This window comes from Brevundimonas sp. FV2ps16, from assembly GCF_058681075.1.
Genome location: NZ_CM178728.1, coordinates 1,711,502 through 1,731,969, shown reverse-complemented (window position 1 = coordinate 1,731,969; position 20,468 = coordinate 1,711,502). Strand labels below are relative to the sequence as shown.

General features: G+C 67.2%; 24 protein-coding genes. 12 read left to right on the top strand and 12 right to left on the bottom strand.

Annotated features, from left to right (window positions below; translation table 11 throughout):
• Positions 1-109 precede the first annotated feature (109 nt).
• The 5 genes from ACW170_RS08395 to ACW170_RS08375 form a co-directional block, all read right to left on the bottom strand.
• Positions 110-394, bottom strand: coding sequence for a GNAT family N-acetyltransferase (locus tag ACW170_RS08395; protein ID WP_492086288.1), 285 nt, complete (start codon positions 392-394; stop codon positions 110-112).
• A gap of 60 nt (positions 395-454) precedes the next feature.
• Positions 455-838, bottom strand: coding sequence for a hypothetical protein (locus tag ACW170_RS08390; RefSeq protein WP_183198021.1), 384 nt, complete (start codon positions 836-838; stop codon positions 455-457).
• A 10-nt stretch (positions 839-848) separates the two neighbouring features.
• Positions 849-1,454 carry a DUF4870 family protein gene (locus ACW170_RS08385; protein WP_492086287.1) on the bottom strand — a complete coding sequence of 202 codons (606 nt, stop codon included), beginning with the start codon at positions 1,452-1,454 and terminating at the stop codon, positions 849-851.
• A gap of 79 nt (positions 1,455-1,533) precedes the next feature.
• Positions 1,534-1,932 carry a dihydroneopterin aldolase gene (folB, locus tag ACW170_RS08380; protein WP_492086286.1) on the bottom strand — a complete coding sequence of 133 codons (399 nt, stop codon included), beginning with the start codon at positions 1,930-1,932 and terminating at the stop codon, positions 1,534-1,536.
• A 4-nt stretch (positions 1,933-1,936) separates the two neighbouring features.
• On the bottom strand, positions 1,937-2,698 hold the full coding sequence (locus tag ACW170_RS08375; protein ID WP_492086285.1) for an SDR family oxidoreductase: 762 nt from the start codon (positions 2,696-2,698) through the stop codon (positions 1,937-1,939).
• Between the two features lie 235 nt (positions 2,699-2,933).
• Between ACW170_RS08375 and ACW170_RS08370 the strand changes: the two genes are divergently transcribed.
• From ACW170_RS08370 to uvrC, 3 genes are read left to right on the top strand one after another with little or no spacing between them, the layout of a single operon-like run.
• Positions 2,934-3,407 (top strand): NUDIX domain-containing protein, encoded by a 474-nt coding sequence (locus tag ACW170_RS08370; protein ID WP_492086284.1) that lies wholly within the window; start codon positions 2,934-2,936, stop codon positions 3,405-3,407.
• A 44-nt stretch (positions 3,408-3,451) separates the two neighbouring features.
• Positions 3,452-3,898, top strand: coding sequence for a DMT family transporter (locus tag ACW170_RS08365; protein WP_492086283.1), 447 nt, complete (start codon positions 3,452-3,454; stop codon positions 3,896-3,898).
• A 16-nt stretch (positions 3,899-3,914) separates the two neighbouring features.
• Entirely contained in the window at positions 3,915-5,780 is a 1,866-nt protein-coding gene (gene uvrC, locus ACW170_RS08360; protein WP_492086282.1) for an excinuclease ABC subunit UvrC, read from the top strand.
• A 6-nt stretch (positions 5,781-5,786) separates the two neighbouring features.
• Here uvrC and ACW170_RS08355 read toward each other — a convergent pair whose 3' ends face one another.
• Together ACW170_RS08355 and ACW170_RS08350 are read right to left on the bottom strand one after the other, a co-directional pair.
• Complete coding sequence (locus ACW170_RS08355) at positions 5,787-6,164, bottom strand: type II toxin-antitoxin system VapC family toxin (protein ID WP_492086281.1); 378 nt, start codon at positions 6,162-6,164, stop codon at positions 5,787-5,789.
• A gap of 11 nt (positions 6,165-6,175) precedes the next feature.
• Entirely contained in the window at positions 6,176-6,412 is a 237-nt protein-coding gene (locus tag ACW170_RS08350; RefSeq protein ID WP_492086280.1) for an antitoxin, read from the bottom strand.
• A gap of 69 nt (positions 6,413-6,481) precedes the next feature.
• Between ACW170_RS08350 and ACW170_RS08345 the strand changes: the two genes are divergently transcribed.
• Entirely contained in the window at positions 6,482-7,105 is a 624-nt protein-coding gene (locus ACW170_RS08345) for a carbonic anhydrase (RefSeq protein ID WP_492086279.1), read from the top strand.
• A gap of 44 nt (positions 7,106-7,149) precedes the next feature.
• Positions 7,150-7,794 (top strand): CDP-diacylglycerol--glycerol-3-phosphate 3-phosphatidyltransferase, encoded by a 645-nt coding sequence (gene pgsA / locus ACW170_RS08340; protein ID WP_492086278.1) that lies wholly within the window; start codon positions 7,150-7,152, stop codon positions 7,792-7,794.
• A gap of 7 nt (positions 7,795-7,801) precedes the next feature.
• Here the strand turns inward: pgsA and ACW170_RS08335 are convergent, their stop codons facing one another.
• Positions 7,802-8,311 (bottom strand): retropepsin-like aspartic protease family protein, encoded by a 510-nt coding sequence (locus ACW170_RS08335; protein ID WP_492086277.1) that lies wholly within the window; start codon positions 8,309-8,311, stop codon positions 7,802-7,804.
• Between the two features lie 75 nt (positions 8,312-8,386).
• Positions 8,387-8,548, bottom strand: a complete 162-nt coding sequence (locus ACW170_RS08330; protein ID WP_492089158.1) for a DUF1289 domain-containing protein — start codon at positions 8,546-8,548, stop codon at positions 8,387-8,389.
• Positions 8,549-8,774: 226 nt separating this feature from the next.
• Between ACW170_RS08330 and ACW170_RS08325 the strand changes: the two genes are divergently transcribed.
• Positions 8,775-8,927: a hypothetical protein gene (locus ACW170_RS08325; protein WP_183196055.1), complete on the top strand. Its 153-nt coding sequence runs from the start codon at positions 8,775-8,777 to the stop codon at positions 8,925-8,927.
• 116 nt (positions 8,928-9,043) lie between these two features.
• Entirely contained in the window at positions 9,044-9,841 is a 798-nt protein-coding gene (locus ACW170_RS08320) for a crotonase/enoyl-CoA hydratase family protein (RefSeq protein WP_492086276.1), read from the top strand.
• A 9-nt stretch (positions 9,842-9,850) separates the two neighbouring features.
• Here ACW170_RS08320 and ACW170_RS08315 read toward each other — a convergent pair whose 3' ends face one another.
• From ACW170_RS08315 to ACW170_RS08305, 3 genes are read right to left on the bottom strand one after another with little or no spacing between them, the layout of a single operon-like run.
• On the bottom strand, positions 9,851-10,855 hold the full coding sequence (locus tag ACW170_RS08315; RefSeq protein ID WP_492086275.1) for an HlyD family secretion protein: 1,005 nt from the start codon (positions 10,853-10,855) through the stop codon (positions 9,851-9,853).
• 32 nt (positions 10,856-10,887) lie between these two features.
• A complete protein-coding gene (locus tag ACW170_RS08310; protein ID WP_492086274.1) occupies positions 10,888-11,655 on the bottom strand; it encodes an ABC transporter ATP-binding protein in 768 nt (255 codons plus the stop codon).
• A complete protein-coding gene (locus ACW170_RS08305; RefSeq protein WP_492086273.1) occupies positions 11,652-12,824 on the bottom strand; it encodes an ABC transporter permease in 1,173 nt (390 codons plus the stop codon). The genes ACW170_RS08310 and ACW170_RS08305 overlap by 4 nt, the downstream gene beginning before the upstream one ends.
• A gap of 213 nt (positions 12,825-13,037) precedes the next feature.
• On the opposite strand from ACW170_RS08305, the gene ACW170_RS08300 reads away from it, so the two are divergent.
• The 5 genes from ACW170_RS08300 to ACW170_RS08280 all read left to right on the top strand — a co-directional run bounded on the left by ACW170_RS08300 (position 13,038) and on the right by ACW170_RS08280 (position 20,454).
• Positions 13,038-15,131: a S46 family peptidase gene (locus tag ACW170_RS08300; protein WP_492086272.1), complete on the top strand. Its 2,094-nt coding sequence runs from the start codon at positions 13,038-13,040 to the stop codon at positions 15,129-15,131.
• 195 nt (positions 15,132-15,326) lie between these two features.
• Complete coding sequence (locus ACW170_RS08295) at positions 15,327-17,396, top strand: S46 family peptidase (RefSeq protein WP_492086271.1); 2,070 nt, start codon at positions 15,327-15,329, stop codon at positions 17,394-17,396.
• Positions 17,393-17,902 carry a GNAT family N-acetyltransferase gene (locus ACW170_RS08290; RefSeq protein ID WP_492086270.1) on the top strand — a complete coding sequence of 170 codons (510 nt, stop codon included), beginning with the start codon at positions 17,393-17,395 and terminating at the stop codon, positions 17,900-17,902. The genes ACW170_RS08295 and ACW170_RS08290 overlap by 4 nt, the downstream gene beginning before the upstream one ends.
• A gap of 234 nt (positions 17,903-18,136) precedes the next feature.
• Entirely contained in the window at positions 18,137-18,712 is a 576-nt protein-coding gene (locus tag ACW170_RS08285) for a TetR family transcriptional regulator (protein WP_492086269.1), read from the top strand.
• Positions 18,712-20,454 carry an MFS transporter gene (locus ACW170_RS08280; protein WP_492086268.1) on the top strand — a complete coding sequence of 581 codons (1,743 nt, stop codon included), beginning with the start codon at positions 18,712-18,714 and terminating at the stop codon, positions 20,452-20,454. The genes ACW170_RS08285 and ACW170_RS08280 overlap by 1 nt, the downstream gene beginning before the upstream one ends.
• Positions 20,455-20,468: the final 14 nt, after the last annotated feature.

The following is a 20,468-nucleotide window of genomic DNA, read 5'->3' as shown; positions in this document are numbered from 1 at the left end:
TAGGGCTTGTCCCTAGAATCCATACGCCCGGTTTCTGACGTCAGAAACCGGGCGTATGGATCCTCGCCACGAGGGCGAGGATGACGGCTTTGAATAAGCCAGCTGGGGGCTAAGCCAGCACGTCGTCGTAATCCGGATGCCGCTTGTGCCACACCACCGCATAGCTGCAACGCGGGAACAGCCTCAGCCCCTTTTCACGCGCATATTCGGCCATCGACTGCATGAACCGGCTGGCGGCGCCGGAGCCGCGCAGCCCCTGCTCTGCCTCGACGTGCAGGATCATCCGGGCTCCGCCGCGCACGGCGTAGTCGGCCCAGACCCGGCCGTGCCCGGCATCACTGTCGAACTCCTGTTCGAAGCGGTTTTCTAACGTCGCGTCCGTGAACGGTCCCATACTCAACTCCCTTTTCGCTTCAACAGCTTGAGGGGCAGGATGTTCCATCTGCCAGGTGCGTCAGATCGGCTTGTCTTGCAGCAGATTGATCAAGCCCAGCACGCTCTTCACCGTAAACCAAACGCTGAGCAGGAACAGAGCCAGGCCGCATAGCAGGCCGGTGATTATGCCTATGCCGATCGCAGCGAGAGGGATGCTAATGATAATTCCGATCCAGAGCGCGACCGTCCACCAGATGACCGACCAGAAAAGCCGGATCTGACTGTCGATATGCTGGCGCGCGACGCCCACCGCTGTCCCGCGCGCCACATAGGAGACGACCAACCCGACCAGCACCAGCACATTGGCGCTGGGGATCGACAGGATGAACAGGGCCCAGGCGATCAGGGCGGCGACCTTGCCTTCCGGCTCCTGGCCGGCGGTGAAATTGGGTTCGGTCGTCATGGTCGTCCCTTCAGAACAGCCAGCTGCGAGGATTGTCGATCGGCCGCCCGGCCTTCAGCCGCAGGACGCCGAAGGCGCCGCGCGCCAGCACCCACAGGGCCAGCAGGAACAGGGCGAAGACGCCGATATTGACGATCACCAGAAGCCCGCTCAGCACCGCCGCCACCGCCGCAGTCCACAGGGTCCGTTGCTGGTAGACGAAATGACTGCCCGCCAGCGGCTCGTCCGGCCCGTCGCGCCCGGTTACGGCCAGCAGGGCCAGCACGGCCGACAGACCCAGGGTCGGGACGGCCAGCAGGATCAGCACATAGACGGCGTACAGGCTCATCGGCGCAGGCCGGACATCGGCGGCGAAACGAGGCGTCGGCGCCGCCGTGGGGGCAAAGGCGGGGGGCACGGATACGGGCTCCGGCGGGTCAAACAGATCGCGCTCCCGCTCCGGTAGACGCGGTTCGGCCTGGATTTCAGGTTCCGGCTCAACTGACGCTTCCGGCGGGGACGCGGGCGCGCGCGGCACGCCGACCAGGCAGGCAGGCGAGACGAAACCGACATGGGCGTCATGATCGTGATCGCCGTCGTGGGCGTCGTGCCCCTTCGGATCGCCGGGTTCAGCCATGATATCGAACGCTTTTCTCACGCCGTCGAAACGGCCGGTCTATTAACCGACAATGGCCGCGCGGAAGGCCCGACGCAACCTATCGCCCCAGCACGATCTCGCAGCCCGGCGCGATCACGGCCTGAAGGGCGCCCGGCTTCTCGATCCGCACCGTCGCCCGCTGCACCCGTCGATCTTCCAAACAGGCCCGCGCCAGGCGTTCGGCGAAGGTCTCGACCAGGCCCACATGCCCCTCGGCGGCGATGGCGCGCGCCGCATTGGCTACCGTCTCGTAGTTGATGGTGTCGCCCAGACGTTCGATGGACTTGGGGGCCAGCTCCAGGGTCACGTCGATGACCAGCCGCTGCAGCCGCCCCTGTTCGTGATCATAGACCCCGATCCCGGCCTCGACCTCCAGCCCGCGCACGAAGACGCTCAGCCGCTCGTAGCGCAGCGGCTCGTCCGCCGGGAACGGCGACACCGAAGACGACTGGACCACGCGACTACTCCTGGATGTCCGGGGTGCGCCAGGCCAGATGCTGGCCCCCATCGACGGCGATCATCTGGCCCGTGACCATCCGCGCGTCAATGAGCCACAGCACCGCCTCGGCCACCGCCTCGGGGCTGCCGGGCGTCTGCAACAGGGTGCCGCGCGCTTCGGCGGCGAATTCCTCAGGGGTCTGGTGGACCGACGGCAGGGTCGGTCCCGGTCCTACAGCATTGACCCTTATGCCCGGCGCCAGCGCCTGGGCCAGGGTCTGCGTCGCCCACCACAGACCGTTGCGCGACAGACTGTAGGAGAAGAAGCGCGGATCCGGCTTCAGCACCTTCTGATCCAGCAGATTGACGATCACCCCTTCGACAGTCTGGGCGGCGAAGGCCTCGGCCAGCACCAGGGGCGCCCGCAGATTGGTCTCCAGATGCTTGTCCCAGCTTTCGCGGGTCAGGCCGCCGATCCGGTCGTCCTCGAACACCGAGGCGTTATTGACCAGCACCGTCACCGGCCCGAGGGCCTCGGCCGCCGCCGGAACCAGGGCGCGCACCTTGGTCTCATCCGTCAGATCCGCCTGCAACAGACACGACCGCCGCCCCAAGGCCGCGATCTCGTCCGCCAGTGTCCGGGCGTCCTCGCCCGACGCATGGTGATGCACGGCCACGTCATACCCGGCCCTGGCTAGGGCCAGACAAATAGCCCGCCCGATCCGTCGCGCCCCGCCCGTGACCAGGGCGACGCCCCTCACGGCGCTGGGGCCCTGATCAGTCAACCCGGCCGAACTCGACCAGATTCATGAGGGCGATGACGGCGATGAAGCCGAAGATGATGCCGAGCGCCAGCATGTTCATGCTCCTGTTGGCCTTCAGGATTAGAGCGAGTGGCGGCGGGGTTCAAGCGGCGCTTGCCGCCGCGTCGCGCGTCTTATCCGGGAAACATCTCGCAACCGCACGACCGCCGCCGCTCGATCTTGACCTAGCGACGATCCGTCATGCCATGGTCACGACATGAGCACCTGGCGCACCCGCATCGAACCCTTCACCCGTCCCCTCTTCTTCGTCTGGTCGCGTTTGACGCGCGGCAAAACCCTGGGGGTGAGGGGCGTCGCCGTCGATGCGGGCGGGCGGGTGCTGCTGGTCAAACACACCTATCTGGCCGGCTGGTGGCTGCCCGGCGGCGGGGTGGACAAGGGCGAGACCACTCAGGACGCCGTGGTGCGTGAACTGAAGGAAGAGGCCGGCCTGCTCGCCCGCACCCCGCCGAGCCTGGTCTCCATCCATTCCAACGAGCGTTTCTTCCCCGGCGATCATGTACTGGTCTTCCGCATCGACGCCTTCGACCTGGGCGAGCGGTCCAGCGAGGGCGAGATCGCCGAGATCGGATGGTTCCACCCCGCCGTCCTGCCCGAGGACGTCAACCGGGGCACGCGCGCCCGCCTGGCCGAAATCTTCGACGGCGTACCAACCGATACAAATTGGTGAGGCGGACTTCTGCTCAACCGGCGAAAGCCGTGCTAGCCAAGGCCATGAACCCCTTGCTCCTCGCCATCATCGTCGTCGTCTTGGCCGGAGGCGCCACCGCCCTCCAGGCGCCGACCAACGCCAAGCTGGCCACGGCCGTCGCCTCGCCGGTCAATGCGGCCTTCATCTCCTTCGCCATCGGCACGACCGTGCTGGGGATCGTCGCCGCCCTGATGCACACCCGGCCCGACATCGCCGCCGCCCGGGCCCTGCCTTGGTATGCCTGGCTGGGCGGAGTCTACGGCGCCTGTTTCGTGGTCGCCGCCGCCTGGGGCGTGCCGCGCCTGGGCGTGGCCATGACCATCACCCTGATGGTCGGCGGCCAACTGCTGCTCAGCCTGATCCTCGACCATTTCGGCGCCCTGGGCGTGCCTCGCCAGCCGCTGAACCTCAGCCGCATCGCCGGCGTGGGCCTGGTTCTGGCCGGCGTCCTTCTGGTTCGCCGGTCGTGAGCCTATATCCCCCCGGATGACCGAGGAGACGCTCGATTCGAACCTGACGGCCGCCGCCCTGATCGCCGACGAGGCGCGTCGGGCGCCGGACAAGCCGGGCGTCTATCGCATGTATGGCGAGGACGGGTCGTGCCTGTATGTCGGCAAGGCCAAGTCGCTGAAGAAGCGCATCGTCCAGTACGCCCAGGGCCGGTTCCACACCCAGCGCATCGGCCTGATGGTGGCCCAGACCCGATCGATGGAACTGGTCGTCACGGCGTCCGAGACCGAGGCCCTGCTGCTCGAATCCAACTTCATCAAGAAGCTGAAGCCGCGTTTCAACGTCCTGCTCCGCGACGACAAGTCCTTCGCCGAGCTGATGATCCGCAGCGACCACCGCGCGCCCCAGGTGAAGAAACATCGGGGCGCCCACACGACGCCCGGCCACTATTTCGGCCCCTTCGCCTCGACCTGGGCGGTCAACCGGACGCTGAACACGTTGCAGAAGGCCTTCCTGCTGCGATCCTGCTCGGACAGTGTCTACGAGACCCGCACCCGTCCCTGTATGCTGCACCAGATCAAGCGGTGCTCAGCCCCCTGCACCGGCCTGATCAGCCTTGAAGACTACGGCGAACTGGTCACCGAGGCCGAACAGTTCCTGCGCGGCAAGTCGCGCGCCGTCATCGGCCGCCTGTCGCAGGAGATGCAGGCCGCCTCCGACGAGATGGACTTCGAACAGGCCGCCCGCGTCCGCGACCGCATCCGCGCCCTGTCCGCCATCTCTATGGAGAACTCCGTCAGCGCCGACAGCGTGGCCGAGGGCGACGTCTTCGCCCTGCACTCCGATGGCGGCCAGGCCTGCGTCCAGGTCTTCTTCTATCGCGCCGGCCAGAACTGGGGCGGCCGCGCCTATTTCCCGCGCGTGGACAAGACCGACACCGATCCCGAAATCCTGGCCGCCTTCCTGGGTCAGTTCTACGAGGACAAGCCCATCCCGCGCCTGATCCTGTCCAACGTCCGCCCGCACGAGCTGGAACTGCTGGAGGAGGCCTTCTCGATGAAGGCGGACCGCAAAATCGAGATCGCCCGCCCGATGCGCGGCGAGAAACTGGCCCTGGTGGACCACGCCCTGACCAACGCCCGCGAGGCCCTGGGCCGCCGCCTGGCCGAAAGCTCGGCGCAAGGGAAGATCCTGGACGAGGTCTGCGAGGCCTTCGGTCTGGAGACCCGGCCCGAGCGGATCGAAATCTACGACAACGCCCATATCCAGGGCACTAATGCGGTCGGCGGCATGGTCGTGGCCGGCCCCGACGGCTTCCAGAAGTCGCAGTATCGCAAGTTCAATATCCGGGGCGAGGATCTGACCCCCGGCGACGACTACGGCATGATGCGCGAGGTGATGCGCCGCCGCTTCGCTCGACTGGTCAAGGACGAGGAAGAGGGCGAGGACGCCGTCCGTCCCGACCTGCTGCTGATCGACGGCGGCGCGGGCCAGCTGGCCGAGGTGCTGGCGGTCCTGGCCGACCTGGGCCTGGACGACATCGCCGTGGTCGGGGTCGCCAAGGGGCCGGATCGCGATGCGGGGATGGAGAAGTTCTTCATGCCCGGCAAGCCGCCCTTCATGCTGCCGCTGAAGTCCCCGGCCCTCTACTACCTGCAACGCCTGCGCGACGAGGCCCACCGTTTCGCCAACGGCGCCCACGCCAAGCGCCGCTCGATGGACATCAAGAAGAATCCCCTCGACGAGATCGAAGGCGTCGGCCCCGGCCGCAAGAAGGCCCTGCTCCACGCCTTCGGCTCCGCCAAGGGCGTCGGTCGGGCGTCGGTGTCGGACCTGGTCAAGGTGGACGGCATCAACCAGCCCCTGGCCGAACGCATCCACGCCTTCTTCAGGCAGCCGTAAACCGCCTCACCATTCCAGCAGGGTCAGGCCGGGGATGTCGCGAAAGTCGTCGCCGTTACGGGTGACCAAGGTCGCACCCGAAGTGATCGCCTGCGCCGCGATCATCCGATCCAGCACCTTGCGTCGTGAGAAGCCGCAGGTTTCGACGATAAATCGATAGGCCTGCGCCTCGTCAGATCCGAATGGAAGCACCGGCACGACCTCCAGCAGGGCGTCCAACCTTGCCCGCCGTTTTGCGGTGCTTGCCTCCAGCCGGCCCAGATCTGCTTCCAACTCCATACGGCTGATCACGGACAGCAGAAGCGGCGGATCGAGGGCGTCCACTCGTTCGTCGACCAGCGCGTCGCCATCCCGTAGATGAATGGCGACATTCGTGTCGAGCATATAGGCCACGCCTAGAGACCCGGACTTTCTGGAATCTCGACCTCGTGGCGGATGCCGATGCTGGCCGGCTTGGGCAGGCTACGCAGCTTGGCCAGCATCTCTTTGACAGGCTTTCGCTTGGGGGAGATGGTCACGATGTCGCCCTTGCGATCAATCTCGACCTCGACGCCCGGCCCGAACGCAAATTCCTTGGGCAGGCGCACGGCTTCACTGTTGCCGCTGCGGAATGTTCGACTGGTGACGGGCATGGCGCGCTCCCTCTGTATACACACGTATACACGATTTATCAGCGCCGCTCAAAGCGCTACAGGCGCCTCATGAGCGACATCGACGACGAACTGACTGCTGGCTATCGCAGGTTCCGCAGCGACCATTGGCCCGCCGCCCGCGCTGAGTATGAAGCCCTGGCCGAGCTGGGCCAGAAGCCGCACACCCTGATCGTCGCCTGTTCCGACAGCCGTGCGGACCCTGCCTTGATCTTTGACGCCGCGCCCGGCCAGCTGTTCGTGGTGCGCAACGTCGCCAATCTGGTCCCGCCCTATGAGCCCGATGGCCTGCTGCACGGGGTGTCGGCGGCGCTGGAGTTCGGGGTCAAGGTTCTGAACGTGCGCCGCATCGTGGTCATGGGTCATGCCCACTGCGGCGGGGTCAACGCCATGCTGAACGGCGCGCCCGACACCTGCGCCGACTTCGTCGCCCCCTGGGTCGCCCAGGGCTCGGCCGTCGTCCGCCGCGTGGCCGAGGAAGTGTCCGAAGACCAGGTCGAGGGCGCCGCCGAAGAGGCCGTCGTCCGCCTGTCGATCGAAAATCTTCGTACCTTCCCCTGGATCGCCGAGCGCGAGGCCGCCGGCGAACTGACCCTGACAGGCCTGCATTTCGGCATCGCCGACGGCGTCCTGCGCGCCCTGACGAACAAGCCGAGGTTCGAACCGTTGGCGTGATCGCCGAACCGTGCCACACCCGGCGCGTTGCAACGGACATGACGATGACCACCGCCCACCGCGCCAACCCCATTCCCAACATCCTAACGGGCATCCGCCTGTTCGCCGGGGTGGTGATGTTCGCCATGATGGCCGGGGCGGCGCCGGGTGCGCTGGACGCCTGGCTGTCGCCGGAGGTTCAGTTGAAGTTCGGGGTCTGGGCCTTCTGGATCTTCGTCATCGCCGCCTCGACCGACTGGGTCGACGGCTTCCTGGCCCGGCGCTGGAACTCGACCACCCGCTGGGGCGCCATCCTGGACCCGATCGCGGACAAGGTGCTGATCACCGGCGCCATCCTGGGCGTGCTGGCGTCCGGGTCCCTGCCGGGCATCGCCCTGCCTTGCGGCCTGATCCTGTTCCGCGAATTCGCGGTCTCGGCTCTGCGCGAGACCATGGCGGGCCGGATCGAACTGCCCGTCACCCTGGCCGCCAAATGGAAGACCACGGTGCAGATGGTGGCGTTGGCTGCGCTTCAGCTAACGCTGTTGTGGGGCGCCTTCGGGCTTCAGTATCCCGACGGTTCGCCCCTGGCCTGGCAGCCGGCGTTCGAATCCTTCGCCGTCTTCCTGATCTGGTTCGCCGCCGTCATCACCCTGTGGACCGGCTGGCAGTATTTCCACGAGGCCCGCCGCCAGATGCGGGATCTCTGAACCCGTTTCAGGGGCGCAGCGTCAGCCCGGTCGGCGTCGCCTCGAAGGCTGACAGGCGGCCCAGATAGCTCATGCCCAACAGCGAATAGGCCAGGCCTTCCTCGACGACCAAGGCCTCGACATTATCGACCCGAACCCCGGCGACCGAGATCGACTTGAGCTCGACCGGCGCAGCGCGAACCACGCCGGACGCCGTCTGAACCTTGCCCGTAAAGGCCTCCGGCTCCGGATCGACGCCTAGCCGGCGCGCGTCTGCGCGGGTCAGGGCCACGACGGTGGCGCCGGTGTCCACCAGCACCTGAACCGCCCGTCCGTCGATCTTGGCCTGAGCCCAGTAATGGCCGTCCGGCCCCTTCACCACCTGGGTCGCGATCCCTGAAGCCGGCGCGGCCATCTCTGTCGAAGCCGCCATCGCGGCGTCGCCCCCGTCCAGGTGACGGATCGTCAGGGCGGTCGCGAACGAGGCCACAAGGGCGACGCTCAACACGGCGACGGACTGAAGGTCGATACGGATCATGCTCCCTGCATATCCGCCGGGGGTTGGAATGGCGTGAAACGACTTGGCTGACGAAACCTTAAAGCCCGGTCCGCCCTAGCCCAGCTTGGCCGGGTCGATGCGGTCGCGTCGGGACGGCAGTTCGGCCATCACCGCCGCCCGTTCCGCATCGCTCAACGCCCGCCAGCCGGCGATCTCGCTCAAGCTGCGGAAACATCCCAGGCACAGGCCGCTGGCGCCGTCCACCGCGCACACCATGACGCAGGGGGTGGCGATCGCCTTTGGCGGCCCTGGTCTTTGCGGTCCAGGCGGGGGCGGCTCGCTCAATGTGACACCATCAAGAAATATACTCCGTTTCCTGATTGAAAAATTTGCAATTTACTCAAAACTGGCTATATTGGCCTCTGACGCGAAACGACTGAGGGTGAGATTCCCAAAGGTACGACGCGTCTCTTTTCATCGTTCTGGGAAAGGAGACGCCAAGATGAACGATAAGGAGCGTAACCTCCAACACGCCATGATGTCCTTCGCCCTGTGGGGCGGGATGCTGGTCAACAGTCGGCATATGCCGTCGAACTCGGGACGTGTGGTCAGCCACCCGTCCAACTTCGTACCCTATACGCCCAAGAAACGCTGACGGCCTCGAAAGCCTGACGTGCAGCAGCCCCGGCCCCTCGCCGGGGCTTTTGCAATTCTGGACTTGCCTGACGCGGCGTCGGCGTCCGATGACGGGACGAACCGAGGAGACGACAGATGGGCCTGATCGCCGAAACCAGACAGGGCGCGATCCTGATCTGGACGCTGGACCGCGAGGCTCGGCTGAACGCCCTGCCCGACCTGAGCGACGGCGACGAGTTCGCCGAGGCCTGCGCCCGCGCCAATGCGGACATGACGGTCAAATGCGTGGTCCTGACCGGTGCCGGGCGGGCCTTCTCGGCCGGCGGAGATCTGACCGCCATGCGCGACCGGCGCGATCTGTTCGAAGGCTCGGGCGCCGAGATTCGCGCCCGCTATCGCCGCGTCGTCCACCGGATCGTCCGGTCCCTCTATGACCTCGAGATCCCTCTGATCTCGGCCGTCAACGGCCCGGCCATGGGCCTGGGCTGCGGCATCGCCGCCACGGCGGACATCCGCATCGCGTCGGACCGCGCCAGCTTCGGCGTGCCCTTCCTGAAGTTGGGCATCATCCCCGGCGACGGCGGCGCCTGGCGGCTGCCGCGCGACGTCGGCTACGCTCGCGCCGCCGAAATGCTGTTCACCGGCCGCAGCATCGACGCCGAGACGGCCGAGCGCTGGGGCCTGGTCAACCGCGTGGTTCCCCACGAACGGCTGATGGACGAGGCCCTGATCACCGCCGGTGAAATCGCCGCCCAGCCGCCCCAGGCCCTGCGGATGGCCAAGACCCTGATGCGTCAGGGCCGCGACCAGACCTTCGAGCAGATCCTGGAGCTGTCGGCCGCCATGCAGGCCCTGGCCCATATGACCGACGACCACCTGGAAGGCGTCGCGGCCGTGCTGGAAAAGCGGCCGGGAGATTTCACCGGCCGCTGATCCGTTTCCTTATTGGGCGCGCATCGCCTGGTTCGGACCAACGCCGGCCGCGACCGCGCGCTTGGCCCCGGCGGTCTCGCCCGGCTTCATGAACTTGACCAGGACGCGCTGGCCGATCAGCAGCGGCGCGTCGCCGGCCGAGGCTACGACCTCGACCACGCGCTCGTCGGTGCGCTGCGACGGATCGTCCGAGGCCAGTTTGCGGGCCCCGAACACCGCCGCCCGACGCATCACCGCGCCGATATAGACCTTGCTGGTGTCGCCTTCCGGCGTGATCTCAACGGCTTGGCCATCGCGCAGGTTGGGCAAGTCGCTTTCCACCACCTCGGCGCGGACGATGCGCGGCGCATCCGGCTCCAGATCGAACATGTTGGAGACGTTGAGGGTCGAAGCGCCCGCGCCGGGGTTGGCGTAACGGCGCACGATCCGACCGTTGGTGGGCGCGCGGATGATGGTCAGCTCCTGATTATAACGCGCCTGATCCAGCTGGGCTCGCGCGGTTTGCACCGCCGCCGTCTGCGACCCGAGGCGGGCCCGTGCCACAGCAATCTGGTCGTCGGCCTGGTCAATGCGTTGGGCGGCGACGAAGTTGGTGGCGACCAGTCGTTGCAGACGGTCGCGCTCGCGCTGGGCGGTACGGATGTCGACGCGGATTTGAGCCAACTGGCTTTCGGCCTGGGCCACGGCGGCCTGGGCGCTCTGAACCTCCAGCCGCGGCTCGTCGTCTTCCTGGCGCGCCAGGATCTGGCCGGCGACGACGGTGTCGCCCTCCTGCACCAGAACCTCGCGGACGATGCCGCCGCGACGGGCCGCGATCTGGATGATGCCGCCCTCGACATCGACCTTGCCGTTGGCGATGGCCGCATAGGGGCTCTCGACCTTGGTCGCGGCGGCCTTCTCCTGTTCGACCTTCTTGGTCTTGGCGGCCGACTGGAACAGCATGAAGCCGACCACCAGCACGATGACCAGCAACAGGCCGATCCAGGTGCGTTTTTTCTTCAGAAAGCCGGGCATGGGCGTATCGTCCTAAGGGATTTCGTCGTTGTTCAGTGGGACGCCAGGATGGCGTTCGGATCGGGTATGCGGCGCTGATCGTCCAGGATCTTGCCGTCTTCGATATGGATGACCCGGTCGGCCCAGGCCTCCAGGCGCGGGTCGTGGGTCACGCAGATCACGGCTGCGCCGTGTTCGGTGGCGGCGCGACGCAGCAACTTGATCACGACCTGGCCGTTCTCGCCGTCCAGGGCCGAGGTCGGTTCGTCGGCGAACAGGATCTTGGGATCCTTGGCCAGGGCGCGGGCGATGGCCACCCGCTGTTTCTCGCCGCCAGACAGGGCCGCGGGCCGCTGATGCAGGCGATGGCCCAGGCCGACCTCTTCCAGAGCCGTCGTGGCGCGCTTCTTGGCCTGGCCCGAGCTCAACCCCTGGAACTTCAGCACGGTCTCGACCTGCTGCAGCGCCGTCAAGGCCGGGAACAGGTTGAAGCCCTGGAAGATGAAACCGCAGTTATCCAGGCGGAACTTGTCGATCCGTCCCGACGAGTATTTCCACAGGTCATCGACGTCCAGCACGTCCACCCGCCCCTCTTCGGGGCGCAACAGACCGGACAGGGCCGCAATCAGGGTCGATTTGCCGGACCCCGAGGGTCCCATGACCATGGTCAGGTCGCCATGCTTGGCGTCGAAATCGACGCCCTTCAGCACCTCGACCCAGGACTTGCCCGACTTGAACCGCTTGACCAGACCCTTGGCCTCGATGGCGAAATCGCCGTGCTTGCCGTGAACCTTGGTGTGACCGAATGACATGTCGTTCATCGCAGCAGGTCCGCCGGTTGGCTGTTCTTGAGGATGCCCAGCGACAGCAGGCCGGACACCATGGAGATCAGGATCAGGCCGATCCCGACGACCAGCAGCAGGCTGAACGGCAGGGCGATGATGACCGCACCCGCCATGGCCAGCAATGACACCAGCCAGGTCAGGAAGATGGCGGCGAACACGCCCACTACTCCGACCCAGAAGCTGAGCTCGACCACGATCCGTCGCAGCGACCCCATGCCCACGCCCAAGGCCCGCAGCGAGGCGAACTCCTTGATATTGGCCATGATGGCTCCGCGCAGCGTCTGCCAGGTGATGGCCACGCCGATGATGATCCCCAGCACGACGCAGCCGCCGATGATGATGACCAGAATGCCTTCCTCGAACATGGCGCCGGCGTTCGCCTCGGCCAGCTGCTGTTTGGTCCAGGCCCTCCACTGGCCGTCGCCCATCTCATTCAGTTGGGCGACGACGATCGGCGCGCGGGCCGGATCGCGCAGCTTGACCATCAGCGGTCCGACGCGCGGTCCGGTGTCCGCCTGGCCCAGCATCCGCAGGGTGTCGCGCGACATCACCACGCCGGGCTGCATCATATTGGGATAGCCGCGGGTCACGCCGACGATGGTCACCGTCTGACCGTTGTACAGCGCCTTGTCCCCCAGCTTGACGCCCAGGGTCGACAGCGCCGTCTCATCCACCGCCACGGTGTAGGGCTGGCGCAGGGCGTCGACCAGTTCCTGGGAATAGTCGGTCGGGATGGTCACCGACCCCGGACGGGTGTCGATGATGCTGGCTTGAACGAATTTCTGACGCGGCGCGCCCTGGCTGGCGTTGTCCGCCTGGCTCTTGGTCGGATCGACGTTCTTGATGTTCTGGAAAGTGCCCCCGGCGCCGTCCAGCGGCATGACCTCGATCACCTCTGGGTGGTTGTACGCCAGCGGAATGAACCGGCGCGGCACGCCTGATGGGCCGCCAATCAAGCTCTTGGCGCCCGGCTGCATGATGAAGATGTCGGCGCCCGACCGCTCAATGGTCGCGGTGAACCCCTTGCCGATGCCGATGAAGACACCGGTCATGGCCAGGACCAGCAGCCCGGACAGGGCCAGGGCCATGACCGCCGCCATATAGCGGCGCCACTCGAACAGCAGCGTAGATAGCGCAAGCGACATGGTCGTCGATAAACCCCCGATACGTCTGTCTATCTGAGCGAGCGAGACCTCACCGCCAAGTTAAATCGGGGTAAGGCTGCCAGTTCGCCGCGTTGCACCGAATGGAACGAGCCACTAAGGCGGTCTCAGCCTCTTGGTGACGCTAGCGAAGCAGCGCTAGTTACAAGATAACAGACGGAACAGCGCGTTCCGCCCTCTGAAGGAAACCCCCGAATGTCGTTGCCGTCCCTTCGTCTCACCGCTTCGCTGGCCGCCCTGGGCGCCGCGACCGTCGTCCTGTCCGCCCCCGCCACGCCGGCCCGCGCCGACGAGGGCATGTGGACCTTCGACAACTTCCCCATCGCGACGGTGAACGAGAAATACGGCACGAACATCGACCAGGCCTGGCTGGACCGGGTGCGCAACGCCGCCGTCCGCCTGCAAGGCTGCTCGGCCTCGCTGGTTTCGGGCGAGGGCCTGATCCTGACCAACCACCACTGCGTCGTCGGCTGCGTCCAGGATCTGTCGGACGCCCAGAACGACTACGTCAAGAACGGCTGGATGCCCGCGACCCGTGAGGAAGAGAAGAAATGCCCCGGCCAGACGGCCGAGATCCTGACCGACATCACAGACGTCACCGACCGCGTCGTCGCGGCCGGCGCAGGGCTTGAGGGCGCCGCCTTCGTGCGCGCCCGCGCCGCCGAGATCGACAAGATCCAGAAGGAAGTCTGCGGCGACGACCGCAAGCTGACCTGCCAGGTCATCAGCCTGTACCGCGGCGGCCAGTACAAGCTGTACAAGTTCCGCAAGTACGAGGACGTCCGCCTGGTCTTCGCGCCCGAGTTTCAGGCCGCCTTCTTCGGCGGCGACCCGGACAATTTCAACTTCCCACGTTATGCCTTGGACGCCGCCTTCCTGCGCGCCTACGAGGACGGCAAGCCGGTCTCCACGCCGAACCACCTGGCCTGGAACCCCAATGCGCCCAAGGAAGGCGACGTCACCTTCGTCGCCGGCAACCCCGGCTCGACCTCGCGCCTGCTGACCATGGCCCAGCTGGAAGTCCTGCGTGACCAGCAACTGCCGATCAGCCTGATCCAGACCTCTGAACTGCGCGGCCGCCTGCTTGAGTATTCGACGACGGGTGAAGAGGCCAAGCGCGTCTCGGTCGATCCGATCTTCGGCCTGGAGAACGGCTTCAAGGTCAACTACGGCCAGCAGGGCGCCCTGACCGACCCGGCCTTCATGGCGACCAAGCGGGCGGCTGAACAGGAGTTGCGTCAGCGCGTCGCCGCCGACCCGGCCCTGGCCCAGACCATCGGCGACCCGTGGGCCGAGCTGGAGCGCGTTTCGACTGCCCAGCGCGACCTCTACCTGCCCTACCGCCAGCTGGAAGCCGCCGCCGGCCAGCGCTCGTCGCTGTACAGCTACGCCAAGGCCATCGTCCGCGCCGCCAAGGAACGCGCCAAGCCGGTCGCCGAACGCCGGGCCGGCTATTCGGACGCCGACATCGCCGCCCTGGGTCGCCGCCTGGCGACCGAGACCCCGATCTCCAACGATCTCGAGAAGATCTATCTCGACTTCTGGCTGTCCAAGACCCGCGAATATCTGACGGTCGACAATGCCGATGTGAAGGCCCTGCTGGGCAAGGAAAGCCCGGAACAGATCGCTGAACGCCTGGTGGACGGCACCCGCCTGGCCGATCCCGCCTTCCGCGCCCAGGCCCTGGCCATGACGCCGGAACAGCTGGCGGCCTCGGGCGATCCGCTGATCGCCTTCGTCATGGCCAATGACGACTCGGCCCAGGCGATCCGCACCCAGTGGGAATCGGCCGTGTCCGGTCCGACCAGCCGCGCCGGCGAGAAAATCGCCCAGGCCCGGTTCGCCGTTTACGGCGCCAACCTCTACCCCGACGCCACCTTCAGCCTGCGCCTGTCCTACGGCCAGGTGAAGGGCTGGACCTATCGCGGCGTGACGGTGACGCCCTTCACCCACATCGGCGGCCTGTACGAGCGCAACACCGGCGCCGAGCCGTTCAACGCGGCCGAGGACTGGATGGCGGCCGAGGGCAAGGTCAACAAGTCGACCGTCTATGACTTCGTCTCGACCAACGACATCATCGGCGGCAACTCGGGCTCGCCCGTAATCAACGCCAAGGGTGAAGTCATCGGCGCCGCCTTCGACGGCAACATCCACTCGCTGGGCGGCAGCTACGGCTACGACGGCGAACTGAACCGCACCGTCACGGTCTCCACCGCCGCCATCACCGAGGCTCTGCGTAACGTCTACAACCAGCCGCGCCTGCTGCGCGAACTGGGCGTGCGGCGGTAAGATACAACGTCTCCTCCCCATTCGCCTCTTGCGAATGGGGAGGGGGACCGCCGGCGGAGCCGGGGGTGGAGGGGCTCTTCACCACCCACCGGCGCCTGTCATGTATCGAAGAGCCCCTCCGTCACGGCGCTGAAGAAGCGCCGCGCCACCTCCCCATCGCGGAGCGATGGGGAGGAGACTTCAAGGACCACCCCCATGCGCCTCGCCCTTCTCGCCTCCGCCGCCGTCATCGCCCTCACCTCCGCCTCCTCGGCCTCCGCCGAAGAAGGCATGTGGACCTTCGACAACTTCCCCATCGCCCGCGCCAACCAGACGCTGGGAACCGACATCGACCAGGCCTTCCTGGACCGGGTCCGTCTGTCCTCGGTGAAGTTCGGCGGCTGTTCGGCGGGCGTCATCTCGGGCCAGGGCCTGGTCATGACCAACAACCACTGCGTCGCCACCTGCGTCGCCAACCTCTCCACGCCCCAGGTCAACTACGCCGAGACCGGCTTCCTGCCGAAGTCGCGCGAGGAAGAGCTGAAATGCCCCGGCGCCACGGCCGAAATCCTGACCGACATCAGCGACGTGACCGAGCGGATGCACAAGGCCGGCGCCGGGCTTGAAGGCCAGGCCTTCACCCAGGCTCGCGACGCCGAGGCCGGCCGGATCGAAAGCGAAGCCTGCGGCAACGACCCCAAGATCCGCTGCCAGGTCGTCAGCCTGTACCGGGGCGGTCAGTTCAAGCTCTACAAGTACCGCAAATATTCCGACGTCCGCCTGGCCTGGGCGCCCGAGGATCGCGCCGCCACATTCGGCGGCGACCTGGACAACTTCTCCTTCCCCCGTTTCGCCATCGATGCGGCCTTCATCCGCCTGTACGAGGACGGTCAGCCGGTCGCGACCCCGACCCATTTCGCCTGGAACCCGAACAAGCCGACGCAGGGCGAGGCCGTCTTCATCTCCGGCAATCCCGGCTCGACCCAGCGCCTGCTGACCATGGACCAGCTGACCACCATCCGCGATGTGGTGCTGCCGCTGGACCAGTTGATCGCCTCCGAGCTGCGCGGCCGGCTGATTCGCTACTCGGAGGAGGGAGAGGAACAGGCCTTCATCGCCATGGACCCCATCGTCAGCCTGGAGAACACCTACAAGCGCGGGCGCGGTCGCATGGCCGCCCTGATCGATCCGGCCTTCATGGCCAGGAAGGCCGAACAGGAGGCCGACTTCCGCGCCCGCGCCGCCGCCTCCGGCGTCGATCCCTGGACCAGCCTCAGCACGGTCCAGCCCGTCGCCCGTGAACTCTATCCGTCCATGGCCCTGCTCGAGGGCGGCACGGGCCTGGGCACGACCTCGGTCGCCGGCGGGTCACAGCTGTTCGCCTATGCCCGCACCCTGGTGCGCGGCGCCCAGGAGCGGGCTAAGCCGTCCGACCAGCGCCTGCCCGAGTTCGCCGACAGCCGCCTGTCCGGCGTCGAATCCCGCCTGTTCGCCGAACGCCCCACCTATCCCGAGCTGGAGCAGATCCGGCTGGAATGGTGGCTGTCCAAGACCCGCGAATGGCTGACGGTCGACAACCCTTCGGTCCGCACCCTGCTGGGCAAGGAAAGCCCCGAGGATCTGTCGGCCCGCCTCGTCGCCGGCACGACCCTGGCCGACCCGACGGTGCGCCGCGCCCTGTGGACCGGCGGTCTCGCCGCCGTTCAGGCCTCGACCGATCCGATAATCCAATACGCCCTGGCGATCGACGCCGACGCCCGCGCCGTCCGCGACGCCTGGGAGACGCGGGTCCAGGCCCCGACCGACCGCGCCTCGGAACAGCTGGCCGCCGCCCGCTTCGCCGCCTATGGCGACGCCGTCTATCCCGACGCCACCGGCACCCTGCGCCTGACCTACGGCCAGGTCGAGGGCTCCGACGTTCCGGGCCAGCGGTTCGCCGCCTTCACCACCTTCGCCGGCCTGTGGGACCGCGCCACGGGCGCCGAGCCCTTCGCCGTCGCGCCCAAGCTGCTGGCGGCCAAGGAACGGATCGACCCGAACGCCGTCATGGACATGGCCGTCTCGACCGACACCATCGGCGGCTCATCCGGTTCGCCCGCGATCAACGCAAGGGGCGAGATCATCGGCGCCAACTTCGACTCCACCGTCCTGACCCAGCGCAACGCCTACGGCTACGATCGCGCCGTCAACCGCAGCGTCATCGTCACCACCCAGGCGGTGACCGTCGCTCTGCGCGACGTCTATGGCATGGACCATCTGGTGCGGGAGCTGGGCGTTTCCAGGTGAGCGAGATCGCCTTTCGCGCGGCGACACTCGACGACGTCGCCGCGCTTCATCCCCTGATCGAACGCGCCTATCGCGGCGAGACGGCCAAGGCCGGCTGGACGCACGAGGCGGACCTGCTGTTCGACACCCGCACCAGCGCCGAGGAACTGTCGTCCCTGATCGCCGATCCCGACCGGGTCATCCTGCTGGCCCATCGGGACGACGCCCTGATCGGCTGCGTCCAGGTCGCCCGCGTCGGCGAGGACCGAGCCTATCTCGGCCTGCTGACCGTCGATCCGACCCTGCAGGCCTCCGGCCTGGGCCGCTGCCTGCTGGTCGCCGCCGAGACCGAGGCCGTCGCCCGCTTCGCCGCCCGCCGCATGGAGATGACCGTCATCCACCGCCGCGCAGAACTGATCGCCTGGTACGAACGGCGCGGCTACCGCCCCACCGGCGAGACCCGCCCCTTCCCCGTCGATCCGCCCCGGTCGGAGCTGGATTTCGTGGTGTTGGAGAAGGGGCTGTAAACGCCCCTTCCTTCTCCCATGGGGAGAAGGTGGCCCGAAGGGCCGGATGAGGGTCCGCCGGTGGGCCAGCTCGCACCACCGTGCCCCTCACCCTTTGGCTGCTTCGCGCCGCCCTTCGGGTCGCGCAAGACTGATCGCTACGCTCTCAGGCGCTCAAGCCCTCTCCCGATGGGAGAGGGACCTTCGAACGGCCTCTTGCAAAGCGGACACCCATGTCCATTTATGCGCGTCATCATGTCGCGCTCCGCCCTCAAACATGTCCGTAAGGACGTCGTCCACAACCACGCCGCCCTGCTTGAGGCCGCGCGCGCGGTCTTCGCCGACCAGGGTCTGGACGCGCCGCTGGACCTGATTGCGGAAAAGGCCGGCGTCGGACGCGGCACCCTCTACCGCCATTTCGCCGACCGCACCGAACTGGCCCTGGCCGTGCTCGAGGCCGACGTCGCCGACCTGGGCCGCCGCACCGCCGAACAGGGTGAGGCCCCCGAAGTCTTCTTCTGGTTTCTCGATCGGCTGGCCGAGGACATGATCCGCAACGCCGGTCTGGCGGGGTTGGTCCGGAACGTGCGCTCGCCCGATGCGCTTACCCCCCTGCGGCAAAGCTTGATGGAGGCGGGCGCCGCCCCTCTGCAACGCGCCCAGGCGGCCGGGCTGGCGCGAAAGGATCTGAGGCCGATGGACATCCGCCTGATCGCCACCCTGCTGGGCGCCGGCTTCCAGGGCGCCGACGAAGCCGAGCGTCAGGCAGTGTCCCAGCGCACCCGCGCCATCCTTCTGGACGGCCTGCGCCCCCGGGCCGAGGCGTCCTGATGGCCCGTCGCGCCGATCACAACTGGCATCTGCCGTGGGACCAGTATCTGGCCACGCTTAAACCCCACGAGCGCCCCACCCTGCCCGGCTCGCCCGCCACGCCCGACCATACGGCCTGGCTGAGGCTTCAGTACGCCCTGACCGGCGTCCTGGTGGCCCTGGTCGGCAGTCTGGGCAATGCGGCCGTTACGGCCAATCTGACCAGTCTTCAGGGCTCTCTGGGTATCACCCCCAGCGAAGCCGCCTGGCTGCCGGTCGTCTTCGTCATGACCAACGCCTGCATGAACCTGATCCTGTTCAAGTTCAGACAGCAGTACGGCCTGCGCCTGTTCACCCAGATCTGCCTGACCGCCTTCGTCGTCACCTGCGCCGCCCACCTGGCGGTCGACAACTATGAGTCCACCCTGTTCGTCCGCGCCGTGGCCGGTACGGCGGCGGCGGGCCTGTCCAGCCTGGGCTTCCTCTATATGATCCAGGCCTTCCCGGCCCGGCACCGGTTGAAGGGCCTGGTGATCGGCATCGGCCTGTCCAGCTTCGCCGTCCCCATCGCCCGCCTGATCATGCCCAGCCTGCTTCAGCTGGACGACTGGCGCGCCTTCTACACCTTCGAACTGGGCATGGCGCTGCTGGCCTGGGCCGCCGTCCAGGTGTTGCGCCTGCCCCCGTCCGAGCGACTGAAACTGTTCGAGCCGCTGGACTTCCTCACCTTCGCCCTGTTCGCCCCCGGCGTGGCCCTGCTGGCCGCCGTTCTGGGCCTGGGCCGGATCGTCTGGTGGACCGAGGCCGCCTGGATCGGCTGGGCTTTGGCGGGGGCGATCCTCCTGCTGACCGCAGCCCTGATGATCGAGTACGACCGCAAAAATCCGCTGATCAACGTCCGCTGGCTGACCGGGCCGGACATCCTGCGCCTGTTCGGCGCCATCCTCCTGATCCGCATCACCCTGTCCGAACAGACCTCGGGCGCGGTGGGCTTCCTGACCGTGGTCGGTCTGGGCCCGGACCAGCTGCACGGCCTGTTCCTGGTCATCCTGCTGGCCATGATGGCCGGCACGGCGGTCAGCGCCCTGACCCTGAACATGGCCAAGCTGAACAAGCCCATCGCCATCGCGCTGGGCCTCATCGCCCTCGGCGCCTTCATCGACAGCCACGCCACCGTCCTGACCCGCCCGGCCCAGCTCTACGTCAGCCAGGCCCTGGTCGCCTTCGCCTCGGCCATGTTCGTCGGCCCGGCCCTGCTGATCGGCGTCGGCAAGGTGCTGCAACAGGGCGCGCGCAACATCATCAGCTTCATCGTCATGTTCAGCGTGCTGCAGAATCTGGGCGGCCTGGCGGGTTCGGCCCTGATCGGCACGATCCAGGTGGTGCGCGAGAAGTTCCATTCGAACCAGCTGGCCGCCGATATCACCAGCCTGGATCCCCAGGTGGTTCTGCGCCTGCGCCAGCTGTCCGGCGCCTATGCGTCGACTATCACCGACCCCGCCCTGCTGAACGCCGAGGGCGCGGCCCTGCTGAGCCGCCAGGTGACCCAGCAGGCCAATGTCCTGGCCTATAACGACGTCTTCCTGATCATCGCCGCGATCGCCGGCCTGGGCTGCGCCTGGGTCACGGTCGTCCACCTGCGCCCCCGTATCAAGGCCCGACGCCAAGCACGACGCCAGGCCCGGCGCGACGCCCGAAACACGCCCCCGCCCGCCGCCGCCCCCGACGCCGACGCCGCAACTGTCGCCGCCGCCGCCGACTGATCCCCGAAAGCCCC